This is a genomic window from Streptomyces sp. APSN-46.1 (assembly GCF_022815725.1).
In the GTDB taxonomy this organism is placed as follows: domain Bacteria; phylum Actinomycetota; class Actinomycetes; order Streptomycetales; family Streptomycetaceae; genus Streptomyces.
The window spans coordinates 274,156-288,345 of the sequence record NZ_JALGRF010000003.1 but is presented as its reverse complement, the minus strand read 5'-3'; the positions used below and the strand labels follow the sequence as shown (position 1 = coordinate 288,345).

Annotated in this window: 12 protein-coding genes; 8 read left to right on the top strand and 4 right to left on the bottom strand. The window is 71.7% G+C overall.

From position 1 onward, the window contains the following. Positions 1–177 precede the first annotated feature (177 nt). The 4 genes from MTF65_RS13560 (at position 178) to MTF65_RS13545 (ending at position 6,018) form a co-directional block, all read left to right on the top strand. Complete coding sequence (locus MTF65_RS13560; RefSeq protein WP_243628910.1) at positions 178–1,164, top strand: hypothetical protein; 987 nt, start codon at positions 178–180, stop codon at positions 1,162–1,164. Continuing rightward, positions 1,164–3,998: a stealth conserved region 3 domain-containing protein gene (locus MTF65_RS13555; protein WP_243628909.1), complete on the top strand. Its 2,835-nt coding sequence runs from the start codon at positions 1,164–1,166 to the stop codon at positions 3,996–3,998. The genes MTF65_RS13560 and MTF65_RS13555 overlap by 1 nt, the downstream gene beginning before the upstream one ends. A 77-nt stretch (positions 3,999–4,075) precedes the next feature. Then, positions 4,076–5,419 (top strand): cytosine deaminase, encoded by a 1,344-nt coding sequence (gene codA, locus MTF65_RS13550; RefSeq protein ID WP_243628908.1) that lies wholly within the window; start codon positions 4,076–4,078, stop codon positions 5,417–5,419. Between the two features lie 11 nt (positions 5,420–5,430). Then, a complete protein-coding gene (locus MTF65_RS13545) occupies positions 5,431–6,018 on the top strand; it encodes an HD domain-containing protein (protein ID WP_243628907.1) in 588 nt (195 codons plus the stop codon). Between the two features lie 32 nt (positions 6,019–6,050). On the opposite strand, the gene MTF65_RS13540 is transcribed toward MTF65_RS13545, so the two are convergent. Then, the gene (locus tag MTF65_RS13540) at positions 6,051–6,722 is read right to left on the bottom strand and encodes a TetR/AcrR family transcriptional regulator (protein ID WP_243628906.1); all 672 of its coding nucleotides are present in this window, start codon (positions 6,720–6,722) and stop codon (positions 6,051–6,053) included. A gap of 141 nt (positions 6,723–6,863) precedes the next feature. Here MTF65_RS13540 and MTF65_RS13535 point away from each other — a divergent pair, with 141 nt between their 5' ends. Then, positions 6,864–7,466, top strand: coding sequence for a DUF5956 family protein (locus tag MTF65_RS13535; RefSeq protein WP_243628905.1), 603 nt, complete (start codon positions 6,864–6,866; stop codon positions 7,464–7,466). Between the two features lie 14 nt (positions 7,467–7,480). Here the strand turns inward: MTF65_RS13535 and MTF65_RS13530 are convergent, their stop codons facing one another. Continuing rightward, positions 7,481–8,587 (bottom strand): sulfite oxidase, encoded by a 1,107-nt coding sequence (locus tag MTF65_RS13530; protein WP_243629069.1) that lies wholly within the window; start codon positions 8,585–8,587, stop codon positions 7,481–7,483. A 243-nt stretch (positions 8,588–8,830) separates the two neighbouring features. On the opposite strand from MTF65_RS13530, the gene MTF65_RS13525 reads away from it, so the two are divergent. The 3 genes from MTF65_RS13525 to MTF65_RS13515 all read left to right on the top strand — a co-directional run bounded on the left by MTF65_RS13525 (position 8,831) and on the right by MTF65_RS13515 (position 11,491). Then, positions 8,831–9,613: an AfsR/SARP family transcriptional regulator gene (locus MTF65_RS13525; RefSeq protein ID WP_243628904.1), complete on the top strand. Its 783-nt coding sequence runs from the start codon at positions 8,831–8,833 to the stop codon at positions 9,611–9,613. Positions 9,614–9,992: 379 nt separating this feature from the next. Further along, a complete protein-coding gene (locus MTF65_RS13520; RefSeq protein ID WP_243628903.1) occupies positions 9,993–10,835 on the top strand; it encodes a metallophosphoesterase in 843 nt (280 codons plus the stop codon). Then, positions 10,832–11,491 carry a 4'-phosphopantetheinyl transferase superfamily protein gene (locus MTF65_RS13515; protein ID WP_243628902.1) on the top strand — a complete coding sequence of 220 codons (660 nt, stop codon included), beginning with the start codon at positions 10,832–10,834 and terminating at the stop codon, positions 11,489–11,491. Before MTF65_RS13520 ends, MTF65_RS13515 begins: the two co-directional genes overlap by 4 nt. A gap of 172 nt (positions 11,492–11,663) precedes the next feature. On the opposite strand, the gene MTF65_RS13510 is transcribed toward MTF65_RS13515, so the two are convergent. Then, positions 11,664–13,055, bottom strand: a complete 1,392-nt coding sequence (locus MTF65_RS13510; protein ID WP_243628901.1) for a class II 3-deoxy-7-phosphoheptulonate synthase — start codon at positions 13,053–13,055, stop codon at positions 11,664–11,666. A 27-nt stretch (positions 13,056–13,082) separates the two neighbouring features. Continuing rightward, positions 13,083–14,012, bottom strand: a complete 930-nt coding sequence (locus MTF65_RS13505; RefSeq protein ID WP_243628900.1) for a shikimate dehydrogenase — start codon at positions 14,010–14,012, stop codon at positions 13,083–13,085. Between the last annotated feature and the right edge of the window lie 178 nt (positions 14,013–14,190).

The window sequence follows — 14,190 nt, the reverse complement described above, 5'->3', positions numbered from 1 at the left end:
AAGGAAACCCATGCGCGAGGTAAGAGTCAAGAAAACCCCATGGAAATGCAACCCGTCACAGTGCCGCTCGGAGAGTGGGACGCAGCGGGATTTCTCCGCATTCTAGTGGTGGTCATGGGTCACCAGAATTGAGCGGGCCGTCCTGCCTGCCCGGCACAGGAAAGATGTTGGAGCGCCATGAGTGAAACCTTGCTGTCCCATGCGGTGGGGGCGGTCAAGCGCGCTCGGCGCACGGCGGGCCGCATCCGCCGTCGCGTGGAGCGGATCAACACGGTCCCGGCGCTGGGTACAAGGGGGCGGGCCCGCCCGACCCTGAAGCCCGTACACCTCTCCGTACTCGGTGGGCGCACCTTCAACCTCGCCGTGCCCTCGCCCCGGCGGTCCGGCGAAGTCGCCGAGGCGTTCCTCATATTCGAGCGGCGTGACCAGCGGCACATCGTCGCGATGGAGCTGGAGTCCCCGCCGCACGGCCCGGTCCTGCTCACCGCGACGACCGGGCTGCGGCACGCCCGCCACGACGCCCCGGAGGCCTCCGGCCCGCGGCTGACGGACGGTGTGTGGCGTCTCACGGTCGAGATATCCGACACCAAGGGCCGCAAGGCCCGCTTCGGGATCACGGCCCCGCCCGCCTACGCGGCGGACGGCCCCACCCTCTCCTCGCCGCCCAGCCCCTCCTCCGGCGCCGTCTTCCGGCCCATGCGGTCCGTGGACGGCCAGTCCATGATCAAGGTGACCGGCCCCCGGCTCGGCGCCGAGCTGATCGCCTTCGACCTGCGCTGGGACCGGATCTCCGTCCGCGGCCGGCTGCTCGCCGGCGGCTCCCCGGCCGAGTTCACGGCCGAGGCCGTGCGCCGCGGCGGTACGGCGTCCGTCCCGATCCGGGCGGAGTGGGACGGCGACCGGTTCGCCTTCGACGTACCGCTCGACGCCATGGCGAAGGGCCGGGCCAAGGGTGTGTGGGACATTCAGATGCGGTCCGGACGGAACCGGATCAAGATCGGCCGTCGTCTTAGCGACGTACGCCACCCCAAGAAGGTCTTCCGTACTCCTTTCCGGACCATCGCCACCGAGGGCGGCGCGCTCCTGCGCGTGCACGCGCACCTCACGGCCGCCGGGAATCTCGCTGTAAGCAGCACTGTCATCTCCACCAAGGAAACCGTCTGATGAAGATCACCTTCCTGCTCACCTGGGGCGACGAGATGGGTGGCACCGAGATGGCCACCTACACCCAGGCGGCACATCTGGCCCCGCGCCACGAGGTCGAGGTGATCAGTGTCTTCAAGACCAGGCCCGAGCCCTTCTTCTCCGCCGGCCACGCCATCCCGCGCCGCTACCTGGTGGACCGCACCGGCCCGTACGGGCGCCCGGTGCGCGAGAGCGGTCTGAACGAGCAGGCCTGCCGCACGCTGACCTCGCTGCCCAGCGAGATCATCCGGCCGGCCTGGGAAGCCACCTTCGACCGGCTCTCCGACATCGAGATGACCAACGCCCTCGGTTCGATCGACACCGATGTGCTGATCACCACCACGCCCGCGCTCATGGCCGCCGTCGCCGAGCTCGTGCCCGCCCGCGTGATCACCGTGCACCAGGAACACCGAGCGTCCCAGCTGCGCGGCGTCAGCGGCGAGCCGCTGCTCGTCTACGCGCCCCGGATCGACGCGCTGGCCTCGCTCACCGAGCGCACCAACGACTGGTTCGCCGACTCGCTGGGCGCCACCGCCCCCGAGCTCGTGGCCATCCCCAACGCCGTCCCCGACGGCTTCCGGCCCCGCTCCGACCTGGACAGCAAGACCATCGTGCTGGCCGCCCGGATGACGCCCGAGAAGCAGCTCGACCACGCCATCGAGGCCTTCGCCTCCATAGCCGACGAGCACCCCGAGTGGACGATGCGGATCTTCGGCGACGGGCCCCAGGAGGTCCGCCTGCGGCGGATCATCGACGGCCTCGCCCTGCACGACCGCGTGCTGCTGCTCGGGCGCTCCTCCGAGATGGAGCAGGAGTGGGCCAAGGCGGGCCTGGCCATGCTGCCCTCCCGCAACGAGGCGTTCCCCCTCGTGCTCCTGGAGGTCTTCGCCGCCGGTGTCCCGGTCATCGCCTACGACATCGTCACCGGCCCGGCCGAGATCATCCGGCACGGCGTGGACGGCCTGCTCGTCCCCGCGGGCGACAAGGATTCGCTGGCCGTCGCCATGTCCAAGCTGATGGGCGACGACGAGACCCGCCGCGCGTACGGCAAGGCCGCCCGCGAGGGCGTCCACCAGCGGTTCTCCGCCGAGCGCATCACCAAGCAGTGGGAGGAGCTCTTCGAGCGCCTCGTCGCCCGCCGCGACTCGCCCGCCCGGCTCGCCGAGCGCGCCGACCGCACGGCGCTGCGCATCGCCGCCGGCGGCACCCGCAGCTTCAACGTGGCCGCGCCCATCAGCGTGCTGGCCGGCTCGGCCGACGAGCAGAAGGCCCGCGAGGTCATGATCCAGGCCCAGGACCGCTCCGGCGCCCTGGTGCGCTCCGCGGGCCGGCTGGCCGAGGTGCGCGACGACATCCTGGCGCCGCGGATGGCCGAGTGGAACCTGGAGCTCACCACCTCCGCGCTGAAGGCGCACGGCGTTCCGTACGTCCTCCTGCGCGACGGCGGCACCTCGTACCGCATCGCGGTGGAGGTCGAGCGCCGCGAGGCGGTACTCGCCGCGCTCGCCGCCGAGCTGCACGGCAAGCCCGTCTACGCGGAGCTGGTGACCCCGCGCGGCGCGGCTCCCGGCGCGGTGCTCGCCGAGCGGCTGAAGGCGGTCGGCGATGTGGCCGGCCTGCGCGTCTTCAAGCCGGTCGTCACCGAGAGCCGGACCCTGCGCTACGGTCCCGCGTTCGCCTGCGCGGTGGAGTTCTGGACCGTGGAGCCCGAGAGCGCCGAGCTGCCCGGCTGGCGCGCAGCCCCGCGCGGATCGACCCTCGTCGGGCCGCGGCTGCCCTCGCTGGAGGCGTCCGCCACGCTGAGCGTCGCCGGGCGCGAGTACCCGACGGCGGCGGCCTTCACCGACCACCTCATGTGGGAGGTCGACTTCCCGATCGACGTCGTCTACACCTGGGTGGACGACAGCGACCCCGACTGGCGCGAGCGCCGCGACGCCGCCAAGCGCGCCGCGGGGATCGCCACCGACGGCGGCGCGGACAGCGGAGACGTGCGGTTCCGCAACCGCGACGAACTGCGGTACTCCCTGCGGTCGCTGGCCATGTACGCCCCCTGGGTGCGCAACGTCTACATCGTCACAGACGACCAGACGCCGGACTGGCTGGACACCACCCAGCCGGGCATCAAGGTCGTCAGTCACCGCGAGATCTTCGCTGACGAGAACTGGCTGCCGACCTTCAACTCGCACGCCATCGAGAGCCAGCTGCACCGCATCGAGGGCCTCTCGGAGCACTTCCTCTACCTCAACGACGACGTGTTCATGGGCCGCCCGCTGAGCCCGTCCTCGTTCTTCGGCAGCAACGGCATGGCGCACTTCTTCCGGTCGCCCACCGCCGTTCCGCCCGTCGAGCTGACCGATGACGACGAGGGCTACTTCGCCGCGGCCAAGAACAACCGCGCGCTGCTCCAGCGGAAGTTCGGCCGCACCGCCACCCACGGCTTCCTGCACGCACCGCACCCGCTGCGGCGCAGTGTGCTCAAGGAGATCGCCGAGGAGTGCCCCGAGGAGATCGGGGCCACGGCGGCGAGCAAGTTCAGGGCGCGGACGGACCTGTCCGTCACCTCCTCGCTGCACCACCACTACGGCTACATGACCGGGCGGTCGATGCCGTCGTCGATCTCGTGCTCATTCATCAACGCGGGCAACTACGAGCACCACACGCGGCTCAGCCGGCTGCTGGCCACCCGCAGCCACAGCGTGTTCTGCATCGGCGAGTCGGCGGACGCGGCGGTGCCGGTCGACGAGCAGGACCGCGTGCTGCGCGCGTTCCTGAACGCGTACTTCCCGGTCCGCTCGCCGTTCGAGAAGGCGTAGCCACGTTCAGGTGATCCCCGTTCCCCTCCGCGCGAGGGGGCGGGGATCTCGTGTTGCGCGGGCCTAGGGTGCCCCGTATGCGGATGATCGTCCGGGGTGCCCGGCTGCTGCGGGGCGAAGGGCGTACCGAAGGGCGTACCGCAGGCCGTACCGGAGGCCGCTTCGACGTGGAGGTCGGCGAGGACGGGCGGATCGCGCGGGTGGTCCCGTTCGACGACCAGAAGGAACCGCCCGCCACCGGCACCCTGATCGAGGCGCACGGCGCGCTGCTCAGCGCCCCCTTCGTCGAACCGCACATCCACCTCGACACCGCCCTGACCGCCGGGGAGCCGCGCCCGAACGCCTCCGGCACGCTGTGGGAGGGCATCGCCCGCTGGAGCGAGCGCAAGCGGACCCTGACGCGCGAGGACGTCATCGCCCGGGCCACCGAGGTGCTGCGCTGGCAGGCGGCGCAGGGCGTGCTGCACGTGCGTACCCACTGCGACACCACCGACCCGTCGCTGACCGCGCTCGACGCGCTGCTCGAACTCCGCGACCGGGTGCGGGATTTCATGACCCTGCAGATCGTCGCGTTCCCGCAGGAGGGCATCGTCTCCTTCCCGGACGGCGAGGCGCTGCTGCGCGAGGCCGTCCGGCGCGGGGCGGACGTCGTCGGGGCGATCCCGCACTTCGAGGACACCCGCGAGGACGGGGTCGCGTCCCTGGGGATCGCCCTGGCGCTGGCCGAGGAGCACGGGCTGCGCGTGGACGCCCACTGCGACGAGATCGACGACGACCAGTCCCGCTTCGTGGAGGTGCTGGCCACGCTCGCCCTGCGCTCGGGCCTGCGCGAGCGGGTGACCGCCTCGCACACGACCGCGATGGGCTCCTACGGCGGCGCGTACAGTTTCAAACTCCAGCGGCTGCTGGCGCGTTCGGGGATCAACCTGGTCTCCAACCCCTTCGCCAACCTCAACCTCCAAGGCCGGTTCGACGCCTACCCCAAGCGCCGCGGCCTCACCCAGGTCAAGGAGATGCTGGCGGCGGGCGTGAACGTGGCCTTCGGCCACGACGACGTGATGGACCCGTGGAACGCCCTGGGGACCGCCAACCCGCTGCAGACCGCCCTCGTCGGGCTGTACGCGGCCCAGCTCACCGGGGCGGACGAAATCCCGGAGGCCTTCTCGATGGTGACGGACCGTGCGGCGCACGTCCTGGGCCTGGACGCGTCCGAGTACGGCATCGCCGAGGGCTCGCCGGCCTCCTTCGTCCTGCTCCCGGCGGAGACCCCCACCGAGGCGATCCGCCGCCAGGTCCGGCCCCGGTACGTCGTCTCGCGCGGCAGCGTCCTCGCCGAGACCCCGCCCGCCCCGACCTGGCTGAACTGGCCGCCGGAGGGCTGGGGGTCGGGTCCGACGGAGGTGGATTTCAGCCGCCCGTAGGGTGGGGCGCCATGACATGGACACTTGACACCGCTGCGGGCCGCGCCGCCCTGGAGATCGCGTCGGAGTACACGGACGCGGCCCTGCTGAACCACTCCGTGCGCTCCTACGCCTTCGGCGCCGCGTACGCCGCCGCGCACGGGCTCTCGTACGACGAGGAACTCCTCTACGTCAGCGCCCTGTTGCACGACCTGGGCCTGACCGCCCCGTTCGACAGCCACACCCTCCCCTTCGAGGAGGCGGGCGGTCATGTCGCCCGGGTGCTGACGGCGGGCCTGGGCTGGCCGGCGGCCCGGCGGGCCCGTGCGGAGGAGGTGATCGTCCTGCACATGCGGGACGATGTCAGCGCGGCCCAGGACGTGGAGAGCCACCTCCTCCAGGTCGGCACCAGCGCGGACGTCTCCGGTCTGCGCGTGGCCGAATTCGATCCCGCGTTCCGGGCCGAACTCCTCGGCGCCCACCCCCGGCTGGGCTTCGGCGCGGCCTTCCTCGCGCTGGTCGAGGACCAGGCCGCCCGCAAGCCGGACTGCGCGGCGGCGGCCTACGTCGCGGGCGGCGCGGCGGCCCGCATCGGGGCGAACCCGCTCGACGCGCCGTAGGGCCGGGCGGCACTTTTTCAGAAGAGCGGTGTCTAGAGCCCCCGCTCGATCATCCCGATCAGGTCCTGGCCCGCGTCGTGGGCCTGTTCCGGGGTGACTCCGCGCAGCGGTCCGTCGATCATCAGCACGGCCAGCCCGTGGACCGCCGACCAGGCGAGGAACTCCGCGCCCGGCCGGCGGTCGGCGGGCAGCAGCCCGGTGTCGACGAGGGCGTCCAGGGCGGCGCCGAGCAGCTCGAACGGCGTGAGCCCGCCCGCCCCCGCGGCGGTGGAGTCGTTGGCGTACTCCATGTCGGCCGGGACATGGAAGGCGGTACGGAAGAGCCCCGGCTCGGTCACCGCGAACCGGAGGTAGCCGGTCCCGACGGCCCTGAAGCGGGCCTTCGCGTCGGCGGCCGCGTCCCCGGTGGCCGGCCTGCTGCCGATCTCGGCCTCCATGGCCCGCGCGCACTGGCCCATGGCGGTCTGCGAGACCTCGTGCACCAGGGCCCCCCGGTCGGCGAAGTGCCGGTACGCGGCATTGGGCGAGACCCCGGCGCGCCGGGTGACCTCGCGAAGGGATACGGCGTCGGGCCCGCCCTCACGGGCCAGCTCCAGGGCCGCGTCGAGCAGGGCGTTGCGGAGGTTGCCGTGCCGGTAGGTGGTGCGCTTGCGGGGCGCTTCGGGCGCTTCAGGTGCGTCGGGCGGTTCGGTGCCTGGTGTCATCGGACGTCGATTCTTATGTGGACAGCGTCTACTTACAGGTATAGCCTACGGATGATATGTGGACGCCGTCCACATCTGATCGGCCGCATCCGCTACCGCGTCGGGCCCCGGCCGGAGCCGGCCCGACGGTAGCCTGCGCGCATGCCGAGGGACTCGCGTGACGTGACGGGCTCGTGGGACGGAGCGGGCTCGTGGGACGGAGCGGGCTCGTGGGACGAGGACGGGACACCGCACCCGCTCGCCCGGCGCCGGACCGGCCGCAGCGAACAGGAGCCGGACCGGCTTCCGGAGATCCGGGAGCTGGAGGTACTGGGCTGGGAGCCCGCGCCCGAGGACCTGGCCTGGGTGTTCCTCCCCTACGTCTGGCCCCCGGCCGACCGCACCTGGATCCCGGACCGCTCCACCCACTGGGCGGTGGAGACCCGGCTCGACGGCCACGGCCACGTCACCGGGGTGGAGGCCGCCCCGCTCCCGGAGGCCGACCTGCGCGACCTCGACTGCGAGACCGACGAGATCCTCGCCGAGCTCGGCCTGCCACCCCGCCCGCCCGGCCGCATCTGGCTGCTGCGCCCGGTCGGCAACCTCCCCACCGTCGGCGCGGTCCTCGACCACCTCCGCGCGGTGGCGGAGGAACGTGGCGTGGAATTCCGCGCGTCGTCCTCGCTGCTGGCGCTGACCCGCACCGAACTCGCCGCCCTGGCCAAGTCGGCCAACGGCAACAGCAACGGCGACGGCACCCCGTAAGGCCGCTCAGCCGCTCAGCGGCACAGCACGGGCACGCGCTGCACCGCGTTGTTCCCGAACCCGCCCCGGTTCCACGGCGGGTCGAGGGGCTGGGCGCGGCCCCCGGCGTCCGTGGCCCGGACCGCCAGGGTGTGGCGGCCCGGGGCAGCCGTCCATACGGCGCTCCAGGCCTGCCAGACGCCCCGGTCCGGGCCCGGCGCGGCGAGCTCGGCACCGCTCCAGGTGAGCCCGTCGTCGCCGCTGAACTCCACCCGCGTGAGCGGCCCGTACCCCGACCAGGCGCGCCCCTCCAGCCGGACGGGCCCCGGGGCCACGATCCGGGTGCGGGACATGAAGTCGGGGAAGCCCGGCGGGATCATCAGGGCGCGCGGCGCCATCCTGGTGACCGGTGTGCCCGGATCGTCGGGGTCCTGCCGGTAGCGGTAGGCCACGGCCTGCTGGAATCCGGTGAACGGGGTATCGACGAGGGTGATCTCGCGCAGCCACTTCACCTGGGCCATGCCGTACCAGCCGGGGACGATCAGCCGCAGCGGATACCCGTGCTGCGGCGGCAGGGGCAGGCCGTTCATGACGTAGGCGATCAGCACGTCCGGATCGACCGGCAGTGGCAGGCTGCGCTGGTAGTCCTGCTCGACCCCGCGCTCCACCCCGTGGTCGGCGCCGGTGAACACGGCCTCGACGGCATCGGGCCCGACGTCCGCCGCGTCGAGCACGGTCCGCAGCGGTACGCCCGTCCAGTCGGCGGTGCCGACCGCCTCGACCAGCCAGGGCTGGCTGACGGGGCGCGGGGACAGCCGCGCCCGGCCGTTGCCGGCGCACTCCATCGTGACCCGGCGGGTGACGGCGGGCAGGGCCCGCAGCTCGGACAGGCCGAGGGCCAGTGGAGTCCGGACCCGCCCGCCGACGGAGAGGGTCCAGCGGTCGGCGTCCGCGTGGTCCGCGTAGGGGATGTCGTAGTGGACCAGTACGTAGTGCAGCCCGGGCGGGGTGACCTCGTAGCGCAGTGCCTCCAGCGGCAGCCCGTGGTTGCGGGCCGCGAGCGCGAGCTCCTCCCGGCTGAGGCCCTCACCGACCGCGGCGACGCGTCCGGGGGTGCTGACATCGCTGAGGGACGCCTTCATCTCCCCATCGTCGCACCGAGGGCAGACCATGACCATGACGGCGACGAGGGCCGCCATCGGAATGTCGGAGACCACCGGCCCGAAGGCGATGCACAGCACCATCAGGAAGACGCCGGCGAGGAAGGTCGACAGCCGCGTCCGGGCGCCCCGGTTGATTGGCCGGTTCGGTGAGGGCTTCCGGACAACCCGGGGCTCCGTTTCCATCGTGTTGTGATCAACGGCGAGGGGAAGTGAGGGGCCATCATGCGATTCAGTCTTCTGGGACCACTCGAAGTGGTGGGTACCGAGGGAACTGTGGCGTTGGGCGGACTCATCCAGCGGGGCACCCTCGGCTACCTGCTGCTCCACCCGAACAAGGTCGTCGCCACGAGCCGGCTCGTCGGCGCGCTGTGGGGTGACGAGCCTCCGGTGACCTCGCGCAAGATGGTCCAGAACGCCATCTCGGGCATTCGCAGGATGCTCGCGGAGCACGAGGGCGCCGACGGGCGTCCGCGGCTCGCCACCGCGAACCCCGGCTACCTCCTGCACATCGACCCGGAGTCCGTGGACGCCGTACGGTTCCGCACGCTCGCCGCCCGGGGCCGGGCCGAGCTCACCGCGAGGCTTCCGGAAGCGGCGTCGGCCACCCTGTCCGAATGCCTGGGCCTGTGGCGGGACTCGGTGCTCGCGGACCTCGCCGAGGCCGGTATCCGGTGGCCCGCCTTCGCCCAGCTGGAGCGGGAGCGGATGGCGGTGTACGAGGACTGGGCGACGGCCGAGCTGGAGCTCGGCCGGCACTACGAGGTCGCCGGTGAACTGGACCGGGCCGCCGCCGCATTGCCCACCCGGGAACGGCTCTGCCGGCACCTGATGCTCGCGCTCTACCGCTGTGGTCGCCAGTCCGAGGCGCTCGCCGTCTACCGGCGCACCCGCCAGGAACTCGTCGAAGTGCACGGACTCGACCCCTCGCGGGAACTCCGGGATTTGGAGCGGGCCATTTTGAACCAGGAGCCGCGCCTGCTGGGCCGCCAGCCGCAGCTGGTCTGAACGTCTGAAGAAATCTGAATGGGTCGAGAGTACTCGCTCGGTTCCTGTCCGCCGGGAAATCGAGGGGGGAGCTAGGGGATCCTGCCGGCAGTCGCCGCTTCTACCTTTTCCATAGTTCTAGTTCGCGGCCTGCCAGTAAGGCGGTATTCATGCACGCTCGACAATCCGACACAGTGGCTCCGTACTCTGGTGGCGTTCCGTCGGGAGATTCGGCAGCCGCGTCCACGAGTGACCTCAGCGCGGCGCGCGACGCGGCTGTCGACATATTCACGGGCAATCTTCGTGCGTATGTCAGGCCGCCCCGGCGGAGAGTCGGTGCGGGTGCCGTACCGGTACCGGCGTCGGTCCGGGCCTGGTTCACCCCTGCCCGATTCGCCGAATGAGTGCGAAGCTCCTGGCGGTCAGCGATCTGCATGTGGCATACAGCGAAAATCGGGCGGTCGTGGAGGACGTGCGCCCCACGTCCGATGCCGACTGGCTGATCGTCGCCGGTGACGTCGGGGAGCTCACCTCCGACGTGGAATGGGGGCTGGCCCTGCTGGCCCGCCGCTTCGCGCAGGTCGTCTGGGCACCGGGCAACCATGAGCTGTGGACGCATCCCAAGGATCAGAACACCTTGCGGGGTGAGCAGCGCTACCGCCACCTCGTCGACTTCTGCCGGTCCATCGGTGTGCTGACGCCCGAGGACCCCTATCCGGTGTGGCCGGGTGCGGGCGGCCCGGCCGTCATCGCTCCGCTCTTCCTGCTGTACGACTACAGCTTCCGCGCCCCGGGCACCTCCACCAAGGAGGAGTCCCTGGCGCGCGCCCACGAGGCGGGGGTGGTGTGCAGCGACGAGTACCTGCTGCATCCCGATCCCTATCCGAGCCGGGACGCCTGGTGCCGTGCGCGGCTGGCGTACACGCGGGAGCGGCTGGCCGGGCTCGACTCCGGTGTACCGACGGTGCTGGTCAACCACTTCCCGCTGCGGCGGGACGAGACCGCTGTGCTGCGCCACCCGGAGTTCGCGCAGTGGTGCGGCACCGAGCGGACCGCCGACTGGCACGTGAAGTACCGCGCGAGCACGGTGGTGTACGGCCACCTGCACATCCCGCGGACCACCTGGCACGACGGCGTGCGCTTCGTCGAGGCGTCCCTGGGGTACCCCAGGGAGCGACGCGCTTACGGTTTCGAGCGGTCGTGGCCGGTACAGATCCTGCCGGCACCGGGGGGCGCCCCGTGATCGCCGCGTTGCTTCCCGACACCGTCGCCTACGCGGAGGAGTTCGGGGACCCGCCCGGCGGGTTCCTGTTCGCCGAGGAGGCGGCCCGGATCGCGAACGCGCTGCCCGTGCGGCGGCGCGAGTTCACGACGGTACGGATGTGCGCGCGCCGGGCCATGGCGGAGCTGGGCATCGAACCGGTCCCCGTGCTGCCGGGAGCGCGCGGTGCTCCGCAGTGGCCGGAGGGCGTGGTGGGCAGCATGACCCACTGCGTGGGCTACCGCGCCGGGGTGCTCGGCCTGCGTCGGCACATCACGGCGATCGGCATCGACGCCGAGCCCGCCGAGCCGCTCGCGGCCGGCCTGCTGGAGACCATCGCGCTGCCGGGCGAACAGGCTCACGTACGAAGGCTGCTGCGGGCCCGCCCGCAGATCGCCTGGGACCGGCTGCTGTTCAGCGCCAAGGAGTCGGTCTACAAGGCGACGTTCCCGGCCACCGGGGTCAGGCTGGAGTTCACGGACGCGGCGATCACGATCGACCCGTTCAACGGGACGCTCCGGGCCCGGCTCCTGGTGCCCGGGCTGGTCTTCGGCGGCAAGTGGTACGACAGCCTCGAAGGGAGCTGGAGCGCGACCGGCGGGCTGCTGCTGACCGCGATCACCGTTCCGGCCGACTGACGGGTCGCGTGCGAAGGGCCGGCCATCGTCTGACAGGCGATGGCCGGCCCTTCGTCGTTCCCGTCGGCCGGCAAGGGGCGTGACGCACATGACGCGGGGGACGTCCGGAGTACCGGACGTCCCCTGCGTGTGGCCGGGCATGCTCCCGCCCCCCTGCCGGGGGATTGCAGGATCAGGCCTGGAGCATCTCGGCCACGAGGAAAGCCAGCTCCACGGACTGCTGAGGGTTCAGTCGCGGGTCGCAGCTGGTCTCGTAACGCTCTGCGAGGGATTCCTCGGAGATCTCCTGGGCTCCGCCCAGGCATTCGGTGACGTCGTCGCCGGTGAGCTCGATGTGCAGGCCGCCCGGGTGACTGCCCAGGGCCTTGTGCACCTCGAAGAAGCCCTTGACCTCGTCGATGATGCGGTCGAAGTGGCGGGTCTTGTAGCCGCTGGCGGCCTCATGGGTGTTTCCGTGCATCGGGTCGCACTGCCAGACCACATGGTGGCCGGAGGCCTCGACCTTCTCCACGATCGCCGGCAGGACGTCGCGGACCTTGCCGTTGCCCATCCGGGAGATGAGCGTGAGCCGGCCGGGGACGTTGTCGGGGTCGAGCCGCTCGACGTACTCGACGGCCTGCTCGGGGGTGGTGCCCGGGCCGAGCTTCAGGCCGATCGGGTTCGCGAGCATGGAGGCGAGCGCGACGTGCGCGCCGTCCAGCTGGCGGGTGCGCTCACCGATCCACAGGAAGTGCGAGGACAGCCCGTACAGCCTGGGCTCGCCGAGGGGCGAGGCGGCGTAGCGCAGCAGGCCCTGCTCGTATTCGAGCAGCAGCGCCTCGTGGCTGGCGTAGATCTCCGTGGTGTGCAGCGCGCCGTGGTCGGCGCCGGAGGCCGAGATGAACCTCAGGCCGCGGTCGATCTCCGAGGCCAGCGCTTCGTAGCGCTCGCCCGCGGGCGAGCTGTGGACGAAGTCGCGGTTCCAGTCGTGCACGAGGTCCAGGTCCGCGAGGCCGGAGCCGGCCATGGCGCGCACCAGGTTCAGGGAGGCCGCGGAGTTGGCGTAGGCGCGCAGCATGCGGCCCGGGTCGGGGACCCGGGCGCCGGGGGTGGGCTCCAGCGAGTTGACGATGTCGCCGCGGTAGACGGGCAGGTCCAGGGCGTCCGTGGCGTTGGAGCGGGGCTTGGCGTACTGCCCGGCGATCCGGCCGACCTTGACGACCGGCATGCTGGCCGCGTAGGTGAGGACGACCGCCATCTGCAGCAGCGTGCGGATGTTCGCGGTCACGTGGGACTCGGTGTTCCCCGCGAACGTCTCCGCGCAGTCTCCGGCCTGGAGCAGGAACGCCCGGCCGCGAGCCACTTCGGTGAGCAGCCCCTGGAGCCGGTCGACCTCGCCGGGTACGACGAGGGGCGGCAGGGTGGTCAGGGTGTCCCGGGCCGCCGCGGCCGCCCGCGCGTCGGGCCACTCCGGCTGCTGTGCGGCCGGCCGGGCCACCGCCGCAGCGACTTTGGCATCAATGGGTTCGGGAAGCCGGAGGGCGGATGACGGCGCCTCCACCCGTGCGTCGACGGTCGGATTCATACGGGCACGGTATGAAGGCACCGGGAATCATCCGGCAATCCGATCCCCATCACCCGCCTGCGAGGGGTCCGCAGTACCCGCCTGCGACGGGTCCGCAGTACCCGCCTGCGAGGGGTCCGGAGTACCCGCCCGCGACGGGGCCCGGTCGAGCCCGAAGAAGCCGCGGTACAGGTGGAGCTGGTGCTCCAGCATGTGGTGGCCGTGGTGCACCGGCAGCCCCAGCCCGGCGGCGACCCGCAGCAGTTCCGTCTCGCGCGGGGTCATGATGATGTCGGCGACCAGGGTCCCCGGCGTCAGCTCCTGGGGGCCGAAGGGCAGCGGGTCACCGGGCCGCAGCCCCAGCGGGGTCGCGTTCACCACGATGTCGGCCGCGCCGAGGTCGGCGGTGGGACCGCCGCCGATCCGGTCCGGCCAGTGCCGCCGGAGCCGGTCCACGACCGCCTTGACCCGTCCGGCGTCGAGATCGCAGACGTCCAGCCGTGCGACCCCCGCGGTCATGAGGGCCGCCGCGATGGCGCTGCCCGCACCGCCCGCGCCGACGAGGACGACCCTGCGTGCGGCGGGCGAGTACCCGGACGCCACCAGCCCGGACACGAAGCCGGCTCCGTCGAAGTTCTCCGCGTACCAGCGGCCGTCGTGGCCGCGGCGCATCACGTTCGCGCTGCCCGCCAGTTCCACGGCCGGGCTGCACACGTCGGCGAACCGGCGGACGGCGTCCTTGTGCGGGACGGTGATGAACAGTCCGTCCACGTTCCCCGAGCGCTGAAGCCCGCGCACCACTTCACCCAGGCTGCCCACCGGCGCCTGCACGGGGACGAGTACCGCGTCGATACCGAGCGCGGAGAAGACCGGATTCAGCATTTCCGGGGCGCGCACCTGGGCCACGGGGTCTCCGAGCACTGCGAACAGTCTGGTCTTCCCGGTAATTCGAATAGACGTCGCGACTGAATTGGTCATCGCTATTCCTTACGGTGCGGGAGAGGCTGGGTAATTACCGTTGCATTGAACCTCTTACCCCTACCCCGAGTCTGTTCTATTCGTCAACATAGGGGGGTCATAGGGGACCGTTAGTGGATCGGCGAAAGTGATTCGGTGTGACGCTGATGCCTCCCGTACCGAGATGTCTGCATCGAGT

Excerpts from the sequence above, each read along its gene's own strand:
- MTF65_RS13555 (WP_243628909.1), top strand. The coding sequence starts at position 1,164 with ATGAAGATCACCTTCCTGCTCACCTGGGGCGACGAGATGGGTGGCACC.
- MTF65_RS13525 (WP_243628904.1), top strand. The coding sequence starts at position 8,831 with ATGCGATTCAGTCTTCTGGGACCACTCGAAGTGGTGGGTACCGAGGGA.
- MTF65_RS13535 (WP_243628905.1), top strand. The coding sequence starts at position 6,864 with ATGCCGAGGGACTCGCGTGACGTGACGGGCTCGTGGGACGGAGCGGGC.
- MTF65_RS13510 (WP_243628901.1), bottom strand. The coding sequence starts at position 13,055 with ATGAATCCGACCGTCGACGCACGGGTGGAGGCGCCGTCATCCGCCCTC.
- MTF65_RS13505 (WP_243628900.1), bottom strand. The coding sequence starts at position 14,012 with ATGACCAATTCAGTCGCGACGTCTATTCGAATTACCGGGAAGACCAGA.
- MTF65_RS13530 (WP_243629069.1), bottom strand. The coding sequence starts at position 8,587 with ATGAAGGCGTCCCTCAGCGATGTCAGCACCCCCGGACGCGTCGCCGCG.
- MTF65_RS13545 (WP_243628907.1), top strand. The coding sequence starts at position 5,431 with ATGACATGGACACTTGACACCGCTGCGGGCCGCGCCGCCCTGGAGATC.
- MTF65_RS13560 (WP_243628910.1), top strand. The coding sequence starts at position 178 with ATGAGTGAAACCTTGCTGTCCCATGCGGTGGGGGCGGTCAAGCGCGCT.
- MTF65_RS13520 (WP_243628903.1), top strand. The coding sequence starts at position 9,993 with ATGAGTGCGAAGCTCCTGGCGGTCAGCGATCTGCATGTGGCATACAGC.
- MTF65_RS13540 (WP_243628906.1), bottom strand. The coding sequence starts at position 6,722 with ATGACACCAGGCACCGAACCGCCCGACGCACCTGAAGCGCCCGAAGCG.
- codA (WP_243628908.1), top strand. The coding sequence starts at position 4,076 with ATGCGGATGATCGTCCGGGGTGCCCGGCTGCTGCGGGGCGAAGGGCGT.